The organism is Bacillus sp. UNC322MFChir4.1, assembly GCF_000746135.1.
Lineage (GTDB): Bacteria > Bacillota > Bacilli > Bacillales > Bacillaceae_G > Bacillus_A.
Window position 1 is genome coordinate 72,852 of sequence record NZ_JQKQ01000015.1, and the last position, 23,309, is coordinate 96,160.

The window sequence follows — 23,309 nt, forward strand, 5'->3', positions numbered from 1 at the left end:
ATTTCTATAAATTTAGTATGTTTATCTTTATACAACAACCTTGCTCTTTTCTGGAATAAATTACTATTTCAAAGTGAACAATCCAATCCCCTTCCTTATTCCAAAATATGGTCCAATTGCAGAACAAAAAAATCCTACATCAATACAGGACTTTTGATCAATCTTTTTTATAAACGGTCAGACTTTATTATAAATTTACAGCTAACGAGCCCATGACTTTTTATATGCAATATCACAAATAATCTGGGAACACTTTACAGACCTTTTCTTGCTCCATATCATGTCCAAAGAAAAGAATCGGATTTGCTTTCCTAACAACATCTTTTAAACGTTTTATTGAAGATAAAGCTAAATCCGGATCAAATCCAGCAAACGGTACTTCATCTTCAAAGTTTTCTTTCGTATATGATGCATCAATAGTTAGTAACACGGGACCTGATTTTTCCGTCTCAATTAATAATGACTGATGCCCTGGCGAATGTCCCGGTGTATATATTAATTGAACACCTGGCACTACTTCATAATCGCCTTCAATGATTTTATAGTTTAAATTCGGCAATATACATTCTTTCAAATATTCCTCTCTGTGGAGTGCTGCCTCATATTCAGCACGCTGTACAATAATTGGTGTATTTGTAAAAACGCCATTTCCTCCTGCATGATCAAAATGCAAGTGAGAACTAATGATATAAAGAAGATCTTTTGGTTCATATCCGGCACGCTTTAAAATATTTACGATCCTATCATTCTCATTCATTTTAGGTAAAATTTGTCCTTCAACAAATGTACCTTTAAAAAGATTCTCATTATTAAGCGCACTTTCTGGCATACCTGTATCTACTAAAATAGGTCCCTCTTCTGTCTCCAAAAGATAACACCAAACAGGTAAATTTAATAGTTTACCCGGTGTAAGTGTACTATTAACTGAAGAATGATCCAACATACAACGACCTGCTGGGATGAAATAAAGTTTCTTTACTGTCATTATGTATCCACCTTTACAAATAATTTAGGATAAAACAATACAATATTTCGCTTATTAGAAATAAACTCCTTCTCACCTTTCATTATTTCAACTATTATTTTTTCAATTGTTCACAACTTTTCATTACAAATTCAGTGATACTGGAAAGCCTATGCAGGAATTCAGTCCGCCTTTAGGTATAGAATAAAAGTGTTACTTTTCCGTAGAAAAGTAAACGCAAAATATACAACAAAGGTTGATTTTAGAGTTACTTTTCCACATTGGTATATTTTGTCTTGTTTTCTTTTTTCGAGGGATGGGCAAAAATACCTTTTTTACAGTTATTTATGAGAATTTAGCTCATTTTTTTCGTTTTAGAGAACACTCAATTTCTTAAGTTGATGGGCATGGGGTCACGTCACATATCCATCAACTTAAGAATTCAGAATTAGCCCAAAACGAAAATTACACATTACTTGTTTCTATCATTGCTATTATTTATTGTGGGAGCAATCAGCTCAACATGGGCATGTATGGTGACCCCATATAGGTTTGTCAGAATTGAGTGTCCCATTCATTAAGGTTTTTTATTACTTTTTTTCTTAAACGGGGCTTTAACCTTGTTAGCGTATCTTGTAATTGGCTGTTTAATATTAAAAATTGAGCATCCATCATTAAATAATATGTAGCATCATTTACATACCTATAATGAGATGTATATTGTTTAGTAGTAATGTCCGAGTTTCCCTGATTTTGATTTAAATTTTCAATACTTTTATAACAAGCCTCTTTATCTATATTATAGATATCTCTATTTTTAAAAGTCATTTTTCCTCTAGGATGTCTATTTACAAACAAAATCTCATTTTCATATTTTAGGCTATTAGCTTGAAAAGATGTTTTGGCATGTTTTGTTAATATAAAATTAGGATGTATAATAATATCTTCGACTGGAACTTTAAAACAAACCTTTATTAATTTATGACTATAAGCTATATCCAATTTATCATGAAAGCACTCACCAGATAATAAGATATTTGTATCAATTTTAAATGAAAAGTCTGGATTATTTAAACCACCTATTTCTATTTGTCGAAGGGCTTGTGCTAATTCGATAGCATTTAAAGAGCGATAGACCCGTACAAATCCTCCTTCTTCTATTAAGTTACATGTTTTTAACATGTATTGAGTATGCTCGTATATATTTTGTATTTCTTTAACCGCTTCATAAAACATCTCGTCAGAAATTGAATTTGCTAACTCTAATGTATTTTCAAAATATTTCCGACGATTAATATTTCCTCCATATTCAATTGGCATGTAATATGTTTCTTCATAGCCTAAACGCCTTTGAATATTAAAAGCAAATTTAATCAAAGATGTTAGATAATATCTTGTGAAATTATAACGTTCATTTTGCAGGGTAAAAGATATGATTTCTGTATTATTTATTGTACCGCCCTCAATACACGCTTCAATTAAGGGAGAACGTACTCGATAACGATAGAGGTTTGCCAAATCTGATGAAGTTGTATCATGGAAACAGTATGTTTCTTGGTCTTCACAATCTTGAACGTATTTCATAAGCTCTCTCCTTGTATTTAAGTGCTTATCTTGGTAATGTGAATTCTTTTTCTTTAGATGGATCTGCAGTCCAACAGCTACTAATATTATAGGTTTTGCACATTTTATATGCCTCTTCACTCAGCCATTGTTTGGTTTTAGCGAGGTTCTTAGGTCTAACTTTGTCACCCCTTATCGTGTTGTCTCTCCAGTCATAAAAGTAAATTTTCTCCGGTTCTTCTACATCTTTTCTATAAGGTGCAAAGTCTCTTGGTTTTGGAATCTGTCTTGGGCTTGTGGTATTTGGAATTCTGCTGTTAATTTCCTCATAAAATTTTTTAGGACTAAAAGGTTGTGAGGGGCTTGAAGTTAATCCTAGCGCTTCACAAATGGCCCCGTATGTGTCACCTAAATACGGATTAATAACAAATCCTTCTTTGACGGCAACTTCAAAGAAGAGATTTTTATTTCTTACTCCAATAGCAAGTGCATGAGGCGTAGAATCTATTATGTAAATAATACTAAAAACGGCTTTATTAATAGTTATTGAAAATTTTACACGTTGAAGGTTTTGTTCAATCATACTGTTATACAATGGCTCTAGTCCTGTTAATTTCATTTGTAAATTCCCCCTATAAAATAATGATTTAACTCTTATATCTGACTATTCTGAATAAAATAATTATAAGCCATTTACAATTTAAGGTAAAATAAAAAACAGGAAATGAGTTTTACAAAAGATACAAAATGTTAAACTCATAAAACCCAGTGATATCAGTACGTGTACATGATATTACTGGGTTTTTATTTGGATATTTAACGATGTGTTTTACAAATTGCGAAAATATGTAAACTTAGTTTTACTTTTTGCATATGAACCACCTTATAAAGTGAACGATTGTTTAAAAAGGTGTATCTTTACGAATAACAAATAATGTTGAAAAAGTCGTATTAGTTTTCAGGAAATTTCGCATTTCATTAATTGTAATATAATTCCAAACATATAATGAATTTGCCAATACCTATTAGTTGGTATTGGCAAATAACACTTTAAAGGAGTGGGTTTATGACATTATTCTAATACTGAAACCTAGGGTAAAAGGAGAGATTAAACCATGGAGAAGCTCAAGAAGTTAATGGTAACATGCGGTTTAACTACAACTTTAGTAACAGGTATAACATTTGTATCCCCTATAGAGGAAGCTTCTGCTGCAGATCGAAGATCTTTACGTGTCAATGCTGATTCTGAATTTAGCCAAGGACGGATTTGGTTAGCCCCTGGAGAAAAGGTTTGGTTTCGTGCAGACAACTACGGTATGTACGGAGTACGGGCCCGCGTCTGGCAGGGGAATAGAACCTTTTACGACTATGGAATCCGTAGATGGGATACAGGAACTTACAACGCAGCAGTAGGTTGGGTGAACTACAGCTTAGAATGTTTAGATGCAGATCATTGTGATGGAGAGATGGGGGTTAGAACTGGAAAGTTTAAATAGAAGTTTACTCGATCTTCAATAATCGGGCGTTTTAAATGAAAAAAGGTGAATATATGTTACTTAAAATATATTCACCTTTTTTATATTTTCTGCATGGATTTAGCTATTTTAATTAATTCCTCTTTGGATAACTTTACCTAATTTGATTTTACGGTAGCCGATGAGGCTTCGTCATTCCATATTCTTTCCCCATCACCCATAGAGCTAATTAAATTATAAAGAGCTCCTGTATTTGCTAGTCCAATCGCTCGACCTTTCCCATCAAAATCTTCATATATAATTGTATAATCTCCATGGGCATGTGTACGAACAGAAGAAATAGAATCATTAGAATCCCCAGTGAAATTAAAAATTTTCACAGGATTTTTACTTGCAGGTATATTTATAGTAGCCCCGTTACCATCAGCATCTTTATAAAAAGTCGAATGTATGGCCGCTCTATTTACCACTAAGCTACTATTATTCGGGTTCTTTCGATTAACAGGATGTTCTTTTAAGTAGTCTTCAAAATCAGCTTTGTTTTTAAAATCAATTGACATTTGTGGTCCAATCATTCCTTTAATCATTACTTGATAAGGTGCAACAGATTTTGGTAGAGAAGCTGCAGAGGCCTCTGAATTAGATACACCTAGCACTAGAGTTCCAGCTAATAATGCTGTAGAAAGTACGCCAACTGTACGTTTCAATATCAACACTCCTTTAAGGTTTATAATACATATTCTATATGTAACATCATAATCTTTAGAAGTAGTGATATTAAATTCACCTAGTTACATTTTAGAAAGTTTCTTTGTCTACAAGGGGTCACCTTATTAAAAAAAAAGAAAATTGTACGTTAAGGGGTACAGACCCACATCCATCAACTTAAGGATTTGGACTATTCTTGAAGTTAAAAGCACGTTATCATTCTCTTATATTAATGAGAAAGGGTGACGTGCTTTTTATGAATATGCATCAAAAACAAGAGTTGTCTTTATTTGCCGAAGAGTTATATCGATATATGTCTCCCGCTACACTTAATCAATTGGCTATAGAAGCAGGCGGCATGAAACGAAAACGTAAATGCCACGGGCATCATTTTTTATCTTTGTGTGTATGGTTAAATCAACAGGTCGCTACTACCTCTCTTACTCAACTTTGTAGTCAATTAGAAACTTCAACAGGAGTTTTATTAAGTCCGGAGGGACTTAATCGACGATTTAATTCGGCTTCTGTAGCCTTCTTTCGAACTGTATTTACTACACTTCTACAAGCTAAAATTGGAGGGTTATCTAAGATTTCTCATTCTCTTTCTGCTTACTTTGAGCGCATTCGTATCCTTGATTCTACAACCTTTCAAGTTCCAGATCGATTCGCATCTACTTATCCTGGTGCCGGAGGATGCAGTCATAAAGCTGGTGTAAAAATTCAACTAGAGTATGACTTATTGAGTGGAGAATTTTCTGATGTGAAAATTGAACCAGGAAAACGGAGTGATCAGGCGTATGGTGCGACTCGAACAGGTATGATACAAAAGAATGAACTATATATTCGTGACCTAGGATATTTTCGTTTACAAGACTTTAAGTCTATTCAAGATAAGCAAGGATATTATTTATCACGTCTTAAATTACCAACTAAAATATATAGAAAAGAATTCGAAACAGTGGTATTTAAAACAAAACCCGCTCAATTGAGATCAGTATATATACAAGTTTATCTGGAAGATATCATGAAAGAATTACAACCTGGACAAGTGTATGAGTTACATGATGTATATGTAGGGAGTAAAGACAAGCTTCCTACTCGTATTGTGGTTTATAGATGTACGGAGGAGCAAACACACAAACGCCTACGTGATCGAGCTATTCGTGAAAAGAAAAAGGGGATTACATATACAGATCGTACGAAGCTTTTACAAGGAATTACGGTATATATGACAAACATTCCTTCGGAATGGGTACCAAAAGAGAAAATCTATGATTTATATTCACTGCGTTGGCAAATTGAGCTGTTATTTAAAATGTGGAAATCTTGGTTTCAAATTCATCGTTGTAAATCTATAAAACAAGAACGGCTAGAATGTCACCTTTATGGACAACTCATTAGTATCCTATTATGTTCTTCTACTATGTTTAAAATGAGAGAACTCCTGTTACGTAAGAAACAGAAAGAGCTAAGTGAATATAAAGCGATGTACATGATTAAAGATTATTTCTTCCTGTTTCATCAAGCATTACAAAAAAACACCCAAGAATTATCAAAGATTCTCCTTCGTCTGTTTAACCTCCTACAGCGAAACGGACGAAAATCCCACAGATATGAGAAAAAAACGGTCTTTGATATTTTGGGTGTTGTTTATGAGTATACCACTTCCATTCATCAGGTAGCATAATTATAGTGAAAAAATTGTAACCCGTCAGGGTTTATTTGATATGCCTACTTTTAGGATATCTATAAAAAATAATGAAAAACTACATGGAAAGATCCGCCTTTGTATAAACATATACCTTAAGTTGATGGATGTGGGGTACCACCACATCACTATCAAGCTAAGAAATACAAATACCCCAAAGCGAGAAAATTGACATCTTCATGTGAAAATGTACAATTTTTTTGTTTTTGGGGGTTATAAAATTCTTAAGTTGATGGGCATGGGATCACGTCACCAAAAGTAAAAAATTGTACGTTTAGATACAATTTAGACACATTTCAGCCGATTACCTGTACGTTAAGGAAAAAGAAAGCTATATTGATTCTACTAGCTTTCTTTTTTTGAAAGAAGATTGATCGAAACGAATTCTTCTTTCAAAAAACCTCCGTTCAATTTTTATAATAAAGTCTGATTAAAAGATTGGTTGAGTGACAAAGAAAGGTACCCTTGTATAAAGCAATGCGGACCAGGAGAATCATAAGGTGATGGATATGTGGGAAAAAGAAGATATTTTAATTGCCCTGAAGAAGCAGTGTGTCTCTAAAGGTAAAATTGCGAAGATGTAGGGGACCCCTACTACCTGGTCATTTGCTTGAAAAATTTTATCATTCTAAGTAAGGAGAGAAATATGTACACGATTAGCAGATTTTCTCAGCTATGCAAAATGAGTGCTCGTATGTTACGACACTATGACAAAGAAGGACTCTTGAAGCCAGTATATATAGATACAGCGAATGGATACAGATATTATGAGAATAGTCAATTAGAAATGGCATTACTAATCAAAAAGCTGAGAGAATACAAATTTTCTTTGCCGGAGATTAAAACCATCCTTCAGACATCAGATAGAAAATTGTTTATCAGATTCATACATTTGAAAATAAATGAATTATCAAAGGAAATCAATCGATATAGACGGATCATTATAGAAATGCAAGAGATGATTGAAAAAAAGGTGGATTTGATTCAAGGAGAAAGAAGAGCATATGATATATTGCTCGGAATGAGAAAAGAGGTAAGTGTCGTAAGTCAAAGATTGCAGATTCATATTGCTGATGTAGACAAGTGCATTGATTCCTTATACGATAAGGCGGAAGAAAGTAACATTCAGTTACGTGGTGTACCCTCTGTCATTTTTTTTGATGAAGAGTTTAGCCCTGACTATAGCGATATTGAATTAATGATTCCGATTATTCCTGGGAATGAAAGAGATATATCAAGAGAATGGCAAATAAAAAAGCTCTCTCAAAAGTTTATTGCCACTACATTGCATATCGGAAGTTATGATTATATCGGATATGCACATATGGCGCTTGAAGAATGGGCAGAATGCAACGGTTATTGCTTAGATGGTCCGCCTTATGAAACCTATTTGAAAGTTCCAGAATGTGACTGCTCTGTGGAGGAGTATGTGACACAAATCTGTTTTCCTGTCATCAAAAAAGAAAAACAATAATTGCTTGACCTTGACACTATGTCAAAGCTTATTCTACTTCCAAGAGAAAGTAATCAAAACATAATAAGGAGATTATGAAATGAATAAGATGATTATACTGTGCTCAGGGGCTGTATTAGTAGCTGGAATCTTAACTGGATGTATTCAAAGTAAAGCTGATGAAAGCCAAAGTATAAAAGAACAAAGTGTAGGCAAATACTCAATGCCTGACGAAAGAGGCAAACATGAAGGTACATGGTTGCAATGGCCTCATAACTTGACATATGGTAAAGGTTATAAAGAAGAGGTTGAATCAATTTGGATAGAGATGACAAGTGCTTTAAGCGAAGGAGAAAATGTTCATATTATCGCATATAATGAATACGAAAAGAATTATATTTCTAATCTTCTGTATGAGAAGGGTATAAATATGGGGAAAATTTACTTTTACATCATTCCTACTAATGATGTATGGGCAAGAGATTCTGCGCCGATTTTTGTATATGACAAGGATAAGAATATTAAAATCATGAACTGGGGATTTAATGGATGGGGAAAGAAAACCCCGTATAAAAAGGATGCATTAATTCCAAGCAGTCTTAGTAAGCAATTAGGTATGGAAAGAATTGATCTAACTAATGTAGTACTTGAAGGTGGAGCCTTTGAACTAGATGGTAATGGTACATTTTTATCCACACGTAGTGCTGTCGTTAACAAAAACAGGAATCCTAAGTTATCAGAAGCAGAAATAGAGGAGTATATAGAAGAATATCTTGGTGCTACTAATTTTATTTGGCTAGATGGTGTCTCAGGTTTGGATATTACGGATTTCCATATTGATGGTTTTGCTAAATTTTATGATCAGTCTACAATTATTACAATGAAAGAAGATGATTTAGAGGAATGGGGTGTTTCAAATAAAGATATTAAAACATTAATGAATGCTAAAAATGCCTTTGGCAAGCCTTATCAGCATGTGTATTTACCAATTAGTAAAAACAATGTAATTTTAGATAATGGAAAAGATTTGGGATACAAAGGTTCATATATAAATTTTTACATAGGGAATACAGTTGTATTAGTTCCGAATTATAATGATCCTAATGATAAAATAGCAAACGATAGAATCCAAAAACTATATCCTGACCGTAAGGTGATTGGAATTGATGTAAGGGAACTGTATAAAAATGGTGGTATGATTCATTGTGTTACACAGCAACAACCGGTCAGTTTAAAGTGATAGAGTTTGTTGCTGTGAATTCCAATATATTCAAAAGTTAAGTATGAAGGGAGATTTAGTGAAATACTGGGGATACAATGAATTATTTGAAGCGATCAAAGAGGACTATAATGATTTTTTAAGTTTAAATAGAGGGTATAGAGAGGCAATAGCAAGACTAGTCGATGAATACTGGAATTTAGGTGAGATAGAAGACGTTGTGAGGGATGCTGCTATAGGAGAGATTTTAATTACTCATGACAAAGTTTTCGTTGGTACTGTTGAAAGGATAACAAAGTGTTTAAGTATGTTTAAACCGCTAGATGCGGAAGAGGAATTAACTAAAGAGGAAATCGCGGATTTATCTAATAGAATAAAAAAAGTATTGGTAGGTCTAAAAAAAGTAGAAATTGATTATAATCCATATGCTGGATAATTTGGAGAAATGACTTCTCAAAAGGAAAAATACAGTATAGGATTTGGGATGAAAATGGTCAAATTGTTGAAGAAAAAAGAGCTAACTAAATGAGATTTGGACTATGTGAAAATTCGGGTGAAAAATTATGAAAAAACACGATATCAATGAGTTAGAGAAGCTGCAAAAACAATTATCAAGTAACATTTCTTTAAAAAATACATTTAAACTAGAAGATATAAAATTAGTAGCGGGAATAGATATTGCTTATTGGTCTAATGAGGGAATTGACTATGGAGTCTGCTGCATTGTTGTGTTCGATTATCTTACAAGGGAAATTATAGAAGAAATTCATCATATAGATAAAATCGAGTTTCCGTATATTTCTGGTTATCTAGCATTTAGGGAATTACCATTAGTGCTTGATACAGTTAAAAAATTAAAAAGTTTTCCAGACTTATATATGTTTGATGGAAATGGTTATTTACATAATCGTCATATGGGAATCGCAACGCATGCGTCTTTCTATTTAAAAAAGCCAACTATTGGAGTAGCCAAAACGTATTTAAAAATAAATAATGTTGACTTTATCGAACCTGAAAACGAAGTAGGTTCGTATACTGAGATCGTTGTAAATGAAGAAGTTTATGGAAGAACGCTAAGAACTAGAGAAAATGTAAAACCAATTTTTGTTTCTTGTGGGAATTGGATTGATTTAGATACTGCTACCCATGTTGTTTTGCATTTTGTAGAAAAAAATAGTCGGTTACCTATTACAACAAGATATGCAGATTTAGCTACTCATGAGGCAAGGAGAGGGGAACTTTCAAAGATAGAAAAGTAAATATAGTTTCAAAAGCTAATAAAGAAAGAATCTTTCCTACTATAAATGCAAATTGAAAACTTTAAAGGAGAATAAAAACATGTCAAAAGAAGGAAAATTAGTTATTTTAAATGAAACTTTTAAGAAAGAGGGAAGCCCAGAGGATATAGAGGGTTTGACGATTATGGTTGACGGTGTTATAAAACAAGCTTTTGATAAGATAAAGTATGATAGAGAATATACAAGTTATAATGAAGTATTAAGAGATGTTATTTTCGAAGGAGTAAGTGGCATTATCAAAAATTCTTAAATTTAGCTATTTGAAAACTGCTAGTTAGTCTAACACAGTATTTTCATACAATCTAATTGAATTAAATTGTGAAATACAGAAGCTTTAAGATTTATAGACGAAAAAGATAAGATTTTTCAAAAGTGCTAATAATTGCCAAAGTTTTGATTAATGAGTATAATGAAATCAATAAGTAACAAAAAGAAAAGGGCAGTGTAGGAAAGAATTTCTTCGCCTGTTAAGCGGTAGGTCGCAGGTTCGAATCCTTGCCTCCCCCGTCGTTTTATAAACGTAGGGGGGAGTAGCTCAGTTTGGTAGAGCAACATATTGAGTCTTTCCGCCTATCTCCCTTTTCTTCGAATCTATAATTCATACTTTATAGATTTGGGCAGTGTAGAGAAGGATTTCTTCGCCTTGTAAGCCGTGTGTCATGGGTTCGAATCCCATCCTCCCAACTTTGGGAGGTAGCTCAGTGGTAGAGCAACGTAATGAGCCTTTTCGCTTATCTCCCAAATCTTTAAGCATTACATATAACAGGAGCATTGTAGGTAGCTCATACTTCGTTTGCTAATATGAAACGCTGTAGGTGCGGTAAGTTCCGCAACAATTTAGTACTTTTCTTTGATTCATAACACTAAGCGTCATATAGGAGCTAGGTTTGCGGGGCTCGAATCCCGTTTCCCTGAATAAATTGTCTGTTCCTGTTTCCAATCGTTCTGAAGTGTTAGGAATGAGTGAAAAGAGCAACGTATATACGTTGCCTTTTTTATTTGTATTTCAACCAGTAGTGTCAAAAAATCTCTGGGGGTAGATCATAATGTCAAAGTTTAATCATTCTTCTCAAGGAAGCCGTCAAACATATACAAAAGAGGGCGGAAAAGCTTATAAAATGTATGATAAAGATAAATTAGTTACGATGGTATTAACATCTTTCTTTAATGAGCCAAAATTTTATGGCGACAACAGCAAAGAATTAGTTACTACTGCAAAACAGGTTATGGACAGAGATCCTCAATTTGTTGCAAATTTAGCGGTGTATGCACGTGAAGTGTTCTACATGCGTTCTGTTACACATGTCTTAGCAGTGGAACTCGCAAACCACCCTGAAGGTCGTAAATATGCTCGTCAAACGGTTTCTCGCATTGCGCAGCGACCTGATGATGTAACAGAAATGATGGCATACCAATTAGGTGTATATGGCCGGAAACATCCAATTCCAAACTCTTTGAAAAAAGGATTGGCAGATGCATTTGCTACGTTTGATGAATATCAATTAGCAAAATACAATCGCACAGGAAAAGACGTTACATTGAAAGATGTATTTCGTTTAGTTAGTCCATCTGCAATAGAAGGAACAGAACGTTATGAACTTTATAAGCGTTTGTTAGAAAATACACTACAAGTACCATATACATGGGAAACAGAACTTTCTCAAAAAGGAAACAAAAGAGAAGTATGGGAAGAATTAATCGATAGCGGGAAAGTAGGTTATATGGCCTTACTTCGTAATCTTCGCAATATCGTAAATTCAGGTGCATCAAATATTGATACAGTATATAACATTCTTCGCGATCCTGAGAGAGTAAAAAAATCAAAACAATTACCATTTCGCTTTTTCTCAGCCTATCGCGTCGTGCAGGAAAAATTACCGCAAGCAGGAAGCGAATTATTAGATGTATTGAATGACGCAATTGAATCATCTGTTACAAACATGCCAAGACTATCAGGTAAAACATTTATGACAGCAGATATCTCAGGCTCTATGACATGTTATCCTGTTTCGAAAGATGGGACCGTTAAATGTGCAGATATTGCTACGCTTATGATGGCAATGGCACACTCCTTCTGTGATAATTCGATTACATCTGTATTCGCAACTGATTTCAAAGTGATAAATGTTTCTACTCGTTCTGGCATTTTAGAGAACATGAACACATTTTTATCAGAAGTTAATGAACACGGATATGGAACAAACTTATATCTTTCTATCCAATATTTATTAGATAACAAAATCAAAGTTGACCGCATCCTCGTCTTCTCTGATGAGCAAGTGTACGGAGATGAATGTGAAGAAAATTCTTCACAAATTCTTCTTGAAACATATCGCCGTGAAGTTAATCCTGATGTTTGGGTTCACTCCTTCAATTTAAATAGTTACGGTAACCAACAATTTGTAGGAGAAAAAGCAAATTTAATCGGTGGCTGGAGTGAAAAATGCTTGGACTTCATTCGTTATGCTGAAGAAGGAACAGGTTCTCTTATCTCGGCTATTGAAGATTATCAATAATTTTGTTACAGCAACTTTATTTGTAATAGTAAGATGTTTAATAATAAAAGTTTTAATATTACTAATATACAAGTGATTTTGAAAAAAGATTTTGGAGGAGTTATTATGGGGGAAATAACGTGGCTTTTTACCGATAAATCAGTTGATGAAAAGACAATATCTAAGGTTGAGCAATCATTTGGAATAAAATTTCCTCAAGATTATAAAGAATGTGTCATAAAATATAATGGTGGCTATCCTAAACCGGATAATTTTGATTTTAGTGATGAAGGTGAAGGTGAAGGTGGAGCTGTTTTTAATAACTTATTGAGCTTTACAGGTGATTTTAGTATAGAAGCAATTTATGAATTTTCTAAAGAGTCTTTGCAAAAAGGTATTATTCCTTTTGCTAGAGATCCTTTCGGAAATTTAATTTGTTTTGATTATCGGCAGAGTAATAATGAACCAACTGTTGTTTTTTTTGATCATGAAGAACAAGGTGAGAATTCAATTGAGCTAATTTGTAATACATTTACGGAATTGCTTAATAAATTGTATTCTTTGGAAGAAGAAGAAGAAGAAGAAGAAGAAGAAGAAGAAGAAGAAGAAGAAGAAGAAGAAGAAGAAGAAAAAGAAAAAGAAGAAGAAAAAGAAAAAGAAGAAGAAGAAGAAATAGAAGGAGAAGAGAATTTTTATACAAAGAGGAGAAATAGGGATATTAATTTTGAATATTCCTTTGAATCCATAAATAAACAACATATTAAAGATTTTGAAATGAAATGTAATATTGCACTTCCAGATGACTATAAAAACTTTTTGTTATTAAACAATGGTGGAAAGACGGATCGTAGAAGATTTACAATTTGTAATAATAAAGGGGCTACCATTACTTCATCAATTATGCTGTTTTTTCCGCTTTCTCTAGAAACAGAAAATAACCTTGAAGGGATGTATTCTTTATATAATAGAGAAAATATAGTCCCAAACAATTTCTTACCTATAGGAATTGATCCAGTCGATAACTTAATATGTTTGTCGATTGAGGGAAAAGATGCAGGTTACGTGTACTTCTGTGATCTAGGTTATTTTGAAGAAGATAATGAATTAAGGGAAGAGTATATTATACTGATGGCAAAGAGTTTTGGAGACTTTGTAAATAATTTATTTTTTCCGCCAGTATCATAAAATTGTAAACAGACATTTAAGATTGGGCACAGTGACCACATTTTAACTACTTGATTTCTTTTATACATGAAAAAGGAAGAGATCGTGGTTCTTCTAAAGGCTGAACTGAATCTTAGATAAATATTTTAAGCGGTTAGCGAGGAGGGTGTCCCAAAAAGTCGTTGAATAACGATCTTTTGGGACATCCTTTATTTACATTGACTTCTACTGAATAAATTTTAGTAAGAATCTTTTAAGAAGTATATAATTTTGAGTTGCTGATAAAAAATGATCATGAAAGTATGGAATAAGCACATTACCTGAAGAGTTAAGATGGATAGATGTTACTATAATTTGTATATAGGGGGAGTCATTATGGAAAACCCAGGCGTAATGTCTTTATGGATAGGAAATTTTAGAACGAAACAAAATTTAAAAGAATATGTTGAAATAAAGTTTGATAAAGTTGGAGATAGAATCCCATCTCAGTTCATGAGAGATTTTCATCTTGATTTTATTGAGTATAATCAAGATTTATCAGAAAGCACCTTTATAGAGGACTCCACTACATCTTTGGCCTTGCTTTTAAGTGGTTCCTCTTACGAAGTGGACATTTTACCGCAATTTGTTGAACATTACGGAGAGGAATTACCAGAAGGCTATAATGCTGTTATCAGATTGTATGATTTTGAGTACGATGAAGAGGTAGATGAAACTAAATTCAAAAGTGGAAATTTAATTTATATGGGATCAGTTGTATACGAGGAATGGGATGAATAAAGATGTTGTACGTTCATTATAACGTGGCTCTTTTTCTAGTAATGAATTGCAATTCAAGTTTAAAAAATGAAAGATTTAAGAAAAGTAATATTTGATGTTAAATTTGTAGATTCTAAAAGCACATAATGAATTATTGATACATGAAATGGACTATAACTAGATCAGAGGGCGGTATTTCATCATTGTCAGAAGGATTAAGATGACAGTAGGAGTGTGTTATGTATGGAAAAGCAAGGAACGGTTTCAATATGGTTAGGTAATATTAAAACACAACACCAGTTAGAGGAATATGTTGATTTAACATACGATGAAGATGGAGAGTCTATACCTTCTAAATTTTTTGTGGATTTCAATATTGATAGGAATGAAATAGATGAAGATTTTATCGAAAAAGAAGTATTAGAAGAAGAAAGTGATAATATCTCTGTTTTGTTAGAGGGCTGCTCATATGACGAAATGATACTACCTAAAATTAGAGAATATGTTAACTTAAATAAGTCGTATAATGCTATTGTTTTAATTTATAATTTTGAGTACCAGAATCTAGTTAGTTCTTCTGGGGATTTTGATTATATTACTTCTATTAGTTATCTACAGTAGTATGAATGTAAATAATTTATAAGCAGCTTGTAGTTTCAAGCTGCTTATCTTTATTTTCTCTCAAGGTTTTTATTTCCACGTCGAATCGTCGATATCGCATTATTGATTAATAGAGAAGCGCATAAACATTGCTAAGGGGCAGTCCTTTTAGACATGTTCATCAGCCTGATCCAGCAAATTCGCCAATATCATGCTATTCTCTTGATCGGCATCGTACTGCACAATGTCGTCATACTCAAACAGTTCGAAGTCTTCACCAAATTCCCGTTCCATGAAAGTGATAAATTCTTTCATGTTTTCTCCTATTTCTTGATTACGGCGAAACTCCATCATAATCGCTCGAAACCGGTGAGGCGGAACTCCGCATTTAATGTGGTACGATTTGTTGATGCCAAACGAATCTTTTGCATCGTATAAGATGTATGTATACAACAGAAAGTCATCTCCTTTCGTGTATATTGTTCCATGATTGGATGAAATTCATCCATACTTATGGATAGACTTTGGCGAGAATTTGTAGGTTTTGTGTGACGAATTTTGTCGATAAGTCTTTATCTTGTGTCGAATCGCCGATATATTCCAAAGATCGGTCGATATATTTGAAAAATCGCCGATATATTGGAAAAAACGTTCAATATTGTATTATTGATTAATATGAACATGTCTAATCCAGCAGATTTGTCGGCATCACGCTATTCCGTTGATCGGTTACGAAAAAAGAGTCACTACTATGCTATAAACTGATAATCCAACGAAAGTCGAAATACCGACAATAGCAATTTGTTTCACATTTTCATACGCTTTCGGTTCTACGAGCGGTAAATCTTTTTCCTCCATTTGCCGATATTGTTCGCGTTTCATATTACCCCACCTCTATGGTTGTACGATAATATATTCAACCAAAACGGTTTACGACAACGAACAGTTAACTGAATTTAAAATAAATCTTGAATATTCAGTATTCTTGTATTATTATTAGTTTATTATCGGATGACAGTGATTAGCCTCCCTGCAAGCCCGAATGTTGATCTGTTGAATTTCATAGTGAATAATTGGCTTCTTTCCACTTGAACTTCCTTAGCAGGAAGACGAGCCATCGGGATAGAGACAGTAAAATGCAGTGTAATTGTTTACATTGTTTTTCTGGCTCTTTTTATTTTGTTCTATGAATGGGGTTTTTGGAAAGCGTTATCAATACGTATAGGTTGGTGATCTTTTTGGCTAAAGAAAAAAATGAACTGCAAAAAGACTTGAAGACCAGGCATATAACGATGATTTCAATAGGTGGGGTTATTGGAGCGGGGTTATTTGTAGGGAGCGGGACGATTATTCAATCAACGGGTCCGGCGGCAATTTTGTCTTATGTGATAGGGGCTTTAATGGTTGTTCTTGTGATGCGGATGTTAGGGGAGATGGCTGCGGTTAATCCTGATAGCGGTTCTTTTGCAACGTATGCTCATAAGGCAATTGGGCCGTGGGCGGGGTATACAATCGGTTGGTTATATTGGTTTAACTGGGTCATTATTATCGCAATTGAAGCGGTGTTGCTCGGGGCGATGGTTAATAATTGGTTCCCTTCTATACCAGCGTGGATTGCTAGTTTGTTCATGATTATATTAATGACGATTACGAATATTTATTCCGTTAAGCTGTACGGAGAGTTTGAATATTGGTTAGCGTTTATTAAAGTTGCGGCGATTCTGATCTTTTTAGGGTTAGGAATTGCGATGATTTTTGGATTTGTTCCTGGTGTAGACAGGCCTAACTTTTCGACGATTGCTGCAAATGGCGGCTTTTTTCCGAAAGGGATTGTTCCTGTATTACTGAGTGTTGTATTTATTTCCTTCTCTTTATCAGGGAGTGAAGTAGCTGCGATTGCGGCGGGCGAATCGGAAAATCCAGAGAAAAATGTAATTAAAGCGATTAACAGTGTTGTTTGGCGTCTTATGTTGTTTTTCGTAGGCTCTGTAACAATCTTGGTCGTTTTTATGCCGTGGAATAATGCAGAATTATTGAAGCTTCCGTATGCGAGTTTATTCCGAATGGCGGGAGTTCCGGCTGCTGCGGAAATTATGAACGGTGTTGTGTTCCTGTCGCTATTATCTGTTTTAAATTCAGGATTATACACAAGTTCTCGCATGTTATTTTCGCTTTCGAAAAAGGGAGATGCTCCTCTTATGTTTTCAAAATTAAACAGTAAAGGTGCACCAATTTGGGCGATCGTGGCAAGTGTTATATTTGCATTCATTTGCGCGGCGCTGAAGTTTATATCTCCTGATAAACTATTTGCTTTTCTCGCAAACAGCTCAGGCGGCGTTACGATGCTGATGTATATGTTTGTTGCGGTATCTCATATCCGTTTAAGACGAGAAGCGGAAAGGGAAAATCCAGGGAAATTAAAAGTGAAAATGTGGTTATTCCCTTATCTCACATACGCAACGCTTCTGATGATTGTTACGATATTCGTTTCGCAAGCATTTATCGCGGATATGCGCATGCAATTTTATTTGACGATTTTAGCTGCTGTAGTGGTGATCGCATCGTATTTTCTAAGAGTTAGAAATAAACAAGAGTTTCCTATTTTAAAAGGTTCGGAGATTGGTTTAGAGAAGGATTAAGTCAAAAATGAAAAAGGGGTATGTTCGAATGTTAAAAGATAATATGGTTACTACAAAATCTGCAATTTTACATGAGAGAAGAAAAAATGCGGTGCCACAAGGTCCGTATAATATTACGAATTTCTACGTTCAATCGGCAAAAGGAGCCATGATTACGGATATAGATGGCAATGAATTAATCGATTTTGCCGGCGGAATTGGAATGCAAAATGTCGGGCATTGTCATCCGAAAGTAGTAAAAGCGATTCAAGAGCAAGTGGAATCTTCCATTCATACTTGTTTTCATGTAGCGCCGTATGAAAGTTACGTTGCGTTAGCTGAAAGATTGAATGAATTAACGCCGGGCGATTTTAAGAAAAAAACGCTGTTTGCCAACAGCGGAGCGGAAGCGGTTGAAAATGCGGTGAAAATCGCGCGAAAAGCTACGGGGCGCAGTGCTATCGTTTCGTTTGAACGTGCTTATCATGGGCGGACATTAATGACAATGTCTCTTACAAGTAAAGTAAAACCGTATAAACATGGATTTGGTCCGTTTGCGCCAGATACATACAAACTACCTTATCCGTATTATTACCGCGCGGAAGACGGGATGACGACAGAGGAAGTGGATGGACAAATTTTAGCGTATTTCGAACGCTTTATGTTAGAAGAAGTGGCAAGTGATAACATTGCGGCGATTATTTTGGAACCACTTCAAGGGGAAGGCGGATTTATTGTCCCAAGTGCTGCGTTTATACAAGGAGTAAGAGATCTTTGTGATAAATATGGGATTGTCATGATTGCAGATGAAATTCAAACGGGCTTTGCTCGTACAGGAAACTTGTTTGCAATGGATCATTTTGGGGTAGCTCCTGATTTAATGACATTTTCAAAATCAATCGCTGCCGGTATGCCGCTTAGCGCAGTGACAGGAAAAGCGGAACTAATGGATGCACCTGGCCCAGGGCAGCTTGGCGGTACGTTTTCAGGAAGTCCAGTTGCTTGCGCGGCAGCTTTAGCTGTTTTAGATGTCATTGAAGAAGAACAATTAGTGAAACGTGCCCGGGAAATTGGCGATCGTATGATGGAAGTGTTCAATAGCTGGAAAGATAAATATGAATTAATAGGCGATGTGAGAGGCCTCGGAGCGATGACAGCTATGGAACTTGTTAAGGATCGAAATACGAAAGAGCCGGCAACAGAAGAAGTGAAAGCAATTATGCAGGAAACACACAATAAAGGTTTAATTACAATAAGTGCGGGCATTTACAGCAGTGTACTTCGTTTCTTACCGCCGCTCGTTATTACAGATGAACAGCTTGAAGAAGGACTCGCTATTCTTGAAGCGGCAATTGCTAGGGTATCGAAATAAGAAGAAGTAGTTGGGGGTAGCAGAATGAAGTTTTTCAATTATATAAATGGGCAGTGGAAAGAGACGTCTACTCAGCGATATTCAAAAAACTATAATCCGCATAATGGAGAAGTATTAGGAGAATTTCCATTAAGCACAGCAGAAGATACACAAGCAGCCATTGCCTCTGCGAAAGAAGCCTTTCATAATTGGCAAAGGTTATCGTTTCAAGAGCGGGCAAGTTATTTATGGAAAGCAGCGGCGATTTTAAAAGAACGAGTGACGGAAATCGGTCATGACTTGACGAGTGAAGAAGGAAAAACACTTACTGAAGGAATCGGAGAGACGAAGCGAGCAATTAGCATTCTCGAATACTATGCAGGAGAAGCAAATCAGCCGGTGGGAGAAATCATCCCGTCGGCTAATCCGAAAACGATGCTCTACAGTAAGCGGGTAGCGGTTGGGCCAGTAGGATTAATTACGCCGTGGAATTTCCCAATTGCCATCCCAGCATGGAAAATGGCTCCGGCACTCATTTACGGAAATACCGTTGTCATAAAACCGGCTGAAATTACACCGAAATCCGTATACCACCTCGTAAATGCTTTTCACGAGGCGGGGATTCCTGCTGGCGTTATCAATTGTGTCTTTGGAAAAGGTTCCGTAGTCGGAACGGAATTAACAGAAAACCCGGATATAAAAGCAATTTCTTTTACTGGTTCAAATAGCGTCGGAAAAACCATTCAACAAACAGCTACTGAAAGTGGGAAAAAGGTGCAATTAGAAATGGGCGGGAAAAACCCACTCGTTGTCTTAAACGATGCTAATCTTCATAAGGCAGTAGAGATTGCGATCAAAGGAGCATTTATGTCAACAGGACAAAAATGTACCGCGACAAGTAGAATTATCGTGGAAGCGGAAATCTATGAGGAATTTCGCAATCAACTTGTGCAGCGTACAGAGTCTCTTACAGTTGGTAATCCGTTAGAACAAGATACATTTATGGGCCCATGTGTATCTGAAAATCAGCAGCAATCTGTTTTATCGATGATTGAAGCTGGTAAGAACGAAGCTTCTCTGCTTTGCGGAGGAAGCGTACCAACAGAAGAAGAATTACAACAAGGATGTTATGTGCTACCGACTATTTTTGAAAACGTACCACACGATGCACGCATTGCGAAAGAAGAAATATTCGGTCCTGTTATTTGTTTATTTAAAGTGAACAATTATAAGGAAGCGATTCATCTAGCGAACGATACAGAATATGGGCTAAGCGCATCGATCTGTACAAATAACTTAAGCCTGGTCCAGCAATTCATTGATGATATGGAAGTCGGAATGGTTCACGTCAACTCAGAAACAGCAGGAGCAGAACCGCAAGTTCCGTTTGGCGGAATGAAACACTCTAGTGCTGGGCCGCGCGAACAAGGAAAAGCAGCTGCAGAATTTTATACAAGAATCAAGACAGTATATGTAGATCAAGTATAATAAACAACATAATAATGGGGGATGAACATGCGTAAAGGAACTTTTTTCATGGCAGGACATGCGAGACTTCCGAAAGGGATGGCTGTGCGCAGCGTCTATGAAACACTAACAATTACAATAGAAGCAGATCACAAATATCACGTAATTATCGAATCGTCATGTACCCTTGCAACAGGACACGGGCGGGACTTTATTTCACAAATTTTAAGAGGATATAGTTTACAAGATGGTATTGATGACATCATCGAAGAAATATCCTATCATTATCAAGGAAAAGCGCAAAATGCGATTATTAGCGCTTTAAAGGACTTGTACCGCCAATATACAAGTTATGTAAACGGCGAAAAACCGCCGGAGGAGTATGAGGAGATTGCTCCGGTAAAATAGTCTTTAAATATATGAAACTGTCGAGTTTATTGCACTTCGATTTTAGAAGAGCGTTCGTAAATGAGAGCCAGTTGTATTCTAGCTTATTTGATGAGCGGAATATAACTGGCTCTTTTATTTTCATAAAATAAGGGGGCAGGAAAATGGGGAAATCAAGTGGAAATCTAAAGGGAAAAAGGGAATGCGTAAAAACTACGAAACTGTGTAAGATGTGTAAAGTATGTAGTCAAGATCAAGATAAGGAAAATAAATCTGTTAAGTGATAATAGAGTTGTTTGAAACATTATCAAGACATAAAAAGTAAAAGGGGTGATACATGACTAGTATGTATCACCCCTTTTACCTTTTGTTTCATAATCACGCCCGATAGTTGAACAACGACTACTTAATTATTTATCCCGCTATTCGTGGGCAGTAATACTCCCACCTCAAAATTCAGCGAAGGCATTGTCCAGCTCTAGCGGCTAGAATCTCCGGCCGTTTCGCCCCCTCAGACGAGGCAAAAATCGCCTCTCCGCCTTGTGCTCCAACGTCCTGCGATTCTGAACGAGCCGCTTCCGCTTTTCTGAAGAAGTTAGGCGGGAGATAAACTGCCTGTAAAAGCCCGATTGGTGAGGGCTAATAATCAGTGGGGGATGAAGAAAACCCCCACTGATTAAAGTTTCACTTTATATTTGCTACTATCCAATTTTCTTTTAAAATGATCCTCCACAATCTGGCCCGATTACTGAACAAGGAATGTAAGTTGTCTCACTTTCTCATTTAATACTAGTTTTCCAGCCTTTTTGTAGTTGTTTTCGGATGTAAACAATTTGTCCAATATGGTAAGCGTTATGCGTGGATATATTTCCTAGTAGCCCCCACCACTTTGCAGTCTCTGGGAAACCATTCACTTCACTTTCTACCTTTTCTTCAGTTAGTAGATCTTGCCACTGAAGCATAACCTTTAGAAGACACTTTTTTAAGTCAGCAAATCTTTTGTTTTCCGTAACAATAAAGCTTTTATTATTATCACCTATTGGTGCAACAGCATTCACATGAGATTTTTCGTACCTCTTTTGCCATGTCTCATTCCAGTAAAGTAGATGTTGCACAATTTCAGCGATACTGTTACTTTCATCGTTGGGTTTCCAAAACGCTTCTTCCTCTGACAAGTTTGCTACTGATTCCGAAAATGGAATGTAAAAGCTAGGGTTGTTCGCATTCGCTAACAACTGATCGACCAAAACATCTTTAGCATGAGACATATCAGTCACACTCCCTTTTAATTATATCTTTTCTATTTCGGCGCTCTTTTGAGTTCTCCTTCGTTATTCCGTTAAATGGCCCGATTGTTGAACATGCAAGAAAGTGTCGATATAATCAATGGAGGCTTATATGAATAGAAAGGAGATTAGGAGATGAAAAAATCAATACAAAGTGAATTAATTGGAGTGTTTACCTTCAATGAGACTTGTAAAATATATGAGCAAAATAAGGGGAAAATACATTGGCAATTGGACATTAGAAATGAATATGTAGATGTTAATGAAGTGATTAAAAGAGCAGAGAAGCTTTTTTTATGTATAGAAGAATTTGATAAAAAGGCTAAATTAGCCATAGCAGAGAAATTGATTGATTACAAAAATGATTTTTGGCCTGAGTATGATGAGAATGATGAACATTTAAATTGGGATGCTGTAGATGCAGGGGAGTATGATGTGACTAAAGAAGAATTTGAAAAAGCAATTATTCTCTATGACATCGAAATTAGAGAAAATGATATATACTGTGAATATCATGATGGAGATTTATTTGGTGGGCACAGGATACATGCTTATTTTGATAATGATTACAAGTTATTAAGTGCGGATGTGTAGTTGTAATGAGATAAAAGTTGCAAGAATAATGCGAGGTCACGTTAATTCACAACTTTTAAATTATATGTAAATATTCTTCTTTATTAGCTCTATACAAAATAATAAAACGCATTGACATTCAGAAAATTTTGAATTAATATTTATTTATAAGGTGATAAGATCCATACGAGAAATAATCCTTCTCTACATCCGATCTTCAC

23 protein-coding genes and 1 pseudogene are annotated in these 23,309 nt (G+C 35.3%); 17 read left to right on the plus strand and 7 right to left on the minus strand.

Translation table 11 applies throughout. The features are described 5' to 3' along the window. Positions 1–232 precede the first annotated feature (232 nt). The 3 genes from aiiA to BR72_RS08525 form a co-directional block, all read right to left on the minus strand. Positions 233–985 carry a quorum-quenching N-acyl homoserine lactonase AiiA gene (gene aiiA / locus BR72_RS08515; RefSeq protein ID WP_035431942.1) on the minus strand — a complete coding sequence of 251 codons (753 nt, stop codon included), beginning with the start codon at positions 983–985 and terminating at the stop codon, positions 233–235. Between the two features lie 534 nt (positions 986–1,519). After that, positions 1,520–2,548, minus strand: a complete 1,029-nt coding sequence (locus tag BR72_RS08520) for a hypothetical protein (RefSeq protein WP_035431943.1) — start codon at positions 2,546–2,548, stop codon at positions 1,520–1,522. 25 nt (positions 2,549–2,573) lie between these two features. Then, positions 2,574–3,146: a DUF6037 family protein gene (locus BR72_RS08525; RefSeq protein ID WP_035431946.1), complete on the minus strand. Its 573-nt coding sequence runs from the start codon at positions 3,144–3,146 to the stop codon at positions 2,574–2,576. Positions 3,147–3,642: 496 nt separating this feature from the next. Between BR72_RS08525 and BR72_RS08530 the strand changes: the two genes are divergently transcribed. Continuing rightward, positions 3,643–4,023: a hypothetical protein gene (locus tag BR72_RS08530; RefSeq protein ID WP_035431947.1), complete on the plus strand. Its 381-nt coding sequence runs from the start codon at positions 3,643–3,645 to the stop codon at positions 4,021–4,023. 137 nt (positions 4,024–4,160) lie between these two features. On the opposite strand, the gene BR72_RS08535 is transcribed toward BR72_RS08530, so the two are convergent. Further along, positions 4,161–4,718: a hypothetical protein gene (locus tag BR72_RS08535; RefSeq protein WP_371261909.1), complete on the minus strand. Its 558-nt coding sequence runs from the start codon at positions 4,716–4,718 to the stop codon at positions 4,161–4,163. 248 nt (positions 4,719–4,966) lie between these two features. On the opposite strand from BR72_RS08535, the gene BR72_RS08540 reads away from it, so the two are divergent. The 11 genes and pseudogenes from BR72_RS08540 to BR72_RS08590 all read left to right on the plus strand — a co-directional run bounded on the left by BR72_RS08540 (position 4,967) and on the right by BR72_RS08590 (position 15,427). Beyond that, positions 4,967–6,397: an IS4 family transposase gene (locus tag BR72_RS08540; protein ID WP_156107922.1), complete on the plus strand. Its 1,431-nt coding sequence runs from the start codon at positions 4,967–4,969 to the stop codon at positions 6,395–6,397. Positions 6,398–7,064: 667 nt separating this feature from the next. Further along, positions 7,065–7,892: a MerR family transcriptional regulator gene (locus tag BR72_RS08545; protein WP_035431951.1), complete on the plus strand. Its 828-nt coding sequence runs from the start codon at positions 7,065–7,067 to the stop codon at positions 7,890–7,892. Between the two features lie 79 nt (positions 7,893–7,971). Then, a complete protein-coding gene (locus tag BR72_RS08550) occupies positions 7,972–9,111 on the plus strand; it encodes an agmatine deiminase family protein (protein WP_035431953.1) in 1,140 nt (379 codons plus the stop codon). 58 nt (positions 9,112–9,169) lie between these two features. After that, positions 9,170–9,526, plus strand: coding sequence for an Imm3 family immunity protein (locus BR72_RS08555; protein WP_035431955.1), 357 nt, complete (start codon positions 9,170–9,172; stop codon positions 9,524–9,526). A gap of 127 nt (positions 9,527–9,653) precedes the next feature. Next, positions 9,654–10,349 carry an endonuclease V gene (locus tag BR72_RS08560; RefSeq protein ID WP_035431957.1) on the plus strand — a complete coding sequence of 232 codons (696 nt, stop codon included), beginning with the start codon at positions 9,654–9,656 and terminating at the stop codon, positions 10,347–10,349. A gap of 79 nt (positions 10,350–10,428) precedes the next feature. Next, positions 10,429–10,638, plus strand: a complete 210-nt coding sequence (locus tag BR72_RS08565; RefSeq protein ID WP_035431959.1) for a hypothetical protein — start codon at positions 10,429–10,431, stop codon at positions 10,636–10,638. A gap of 796 nt (positions 10,639–11,434) precedes the next feature. Then, entirely contained in the window at positions 11,435–12,904 is a 1,470-nt protein-coding gene (locus tag BR72_RS08570) for a TROVE domain-containing protein (protein WP_035431961.1), read from the plus strand. 105 nt (positions 12,905–13,009) lie between these two features. Continuing rightward, positions 13,010–13,444, plus strand: a pseudogene (locus tag BR72_RS26705) (SMI1/KNR4 family protein); the annotation flags it as partial. A 111-nt stretch (positions 13,445–13,555) separates the two neighbouring features. After that, complete coding sequence (locus tag BR72_RS26710; protein WP_051957273.1) at positions 13,556–14,068, plus strand: SMI1/KNR4 family protein; 513 nt, start codon at positions 13,556–13,558, stop codon at positions 14,066–14,068. A 354-nt stretch (positions 14,069–14,422) separates the two neighbouring features. Continuing rightward, positions 14,423–14,827: an immunity 22 family protein gene (locus BR72_RS08585; RefSeq protein WP_035431962.1), complete on the plus strand. Its 405-nt coding sequence runs from the start codon at positions 14,423–14,425 to the stop codon at positions 14,825–14,827. Positions 14,828–15,049: 222 nt separating this feature from the next. Further along, positions 15,050–15,427, plus strand: coding sequence for an immunity 22 family protein (locus BR72_RS08590; protein WP_035431964.1), 378 nt, complete (start codon positions 15,050–15,052; stop codon positions 15,425–15,427). 147 nt (positions 15,428–15,574) lie between these two features. Here the strand turns inward: BR72_RS08590 and BR72_RS08595 are convergent, their stop codons facing one another. Both BR72_RS08595 and BR72_RS26340 read right to left on the minus strand, forming a co-directional pair. After that, the gene (locus BR72_RS08595) at positions 15,575–15,859 is read right to left on the minus strand and encodes a hypothetical protein (protein ID WP_035431966.1); all 285 of its coding nucleotides are present in this window, start codon (positions 15,857–15,859) and stop codon (positions 15,575–15,577) included. 276 nt (positions 15,860–16,135) lie between these two features. After that, positions 16,136–16,288, minus strand: a complete 153-nt coding sequence (locus BR72_RS26340) for a hypothetical protein (RefSeq protein ID WP_156107923.1) — start codon at positions 16,286–16,288, stop codon at positions 16,136–16,138. Between the two features lie 308 nt (positions 16,289–16,596). Between BR72_RS26340 and BR72_RS08600 the strand changes: the two genes are divergently transcribed. Genes BR72_RS08600 through BR72_RS08615 form a run of 4 tightly spaced genes read left to right on the plus strand, consistent with a single transcriptional unit; the run spans position 16,597 to position 21,250 of the window. After that, a complete protein-coding gene (locus BR72_RS08600) occupies positions 16,597–18,045 on the plus strand; it encodes an amino acid permease (RefSeq protein WP_051957265.1) in 1,449 nt (482 codons plus the stop codon). 28 nt (positions 18,046–18,073) lie between these two features. Beyond that, positions 18,074–19,396, plus strand: a complete 1,323-nt coding sequence (gabT, locus tag BR72_RS08605) for a 4-aminobutyrate--2-oxoglutarate transaminase (RefSeq protein WP_051957266.1) — start codon at positions 18,074–18,076, stop codon at positions 19,394–19,396. Between the two features lie 24 nt (positions 19,397–19,420). After that, positions 19,421–20,863, plus strand: coding sequence for an aldehyde dehydrogenase family protein (locus BR72_RS08610; protein ID WP_035431968.1), 1,443 nt, complete (start codon positions 19,421–19,423; stop codon positions 20,861–20,863). A 27-nt stretch (positions 20,864–20,890) separates the two neighbouring features. Next, entirely contained in the window at positions 20,891–21,250 is a 360-nt protein-coding gene (locus BR72_RS08615; protein ID WP_035431970.1) for a DUF3870 domain-containing protein, read from the plus strand. Between the two features lie 758 nt (positions 21,251–22,008). Here BR72_RS08615 and BR72_RS08620 read toward each other — a convergent pair. Further along, entirely contained in the window at positions 22,009–22,497 is a 489-nt protein-coding gene (locus BR72_RS08620) for a DinB family protein (RefSeq protein WP_035431972.1), read from the minus strand. A 153-nt stretch (positions 22,498–22,650) separates the two neighbouring features. On the opposite strand from BR72_RS08620, the gene BR72_RS08625 reads away from it, so the two are divergent. Then, positions 22,651–23,109: a DUF2262 domain-containing protein gene (locus BR72_RS08625; RefSeq protein ID WP_035431974.1), complete on the plus strand. Its 459-nt coding sequence runs from the start codon at positions 22,651–22,653 to the stop codon at positions 23,107–23,109. Positions 23,110–23,309 lie beyond the last annotated feature (200 nt).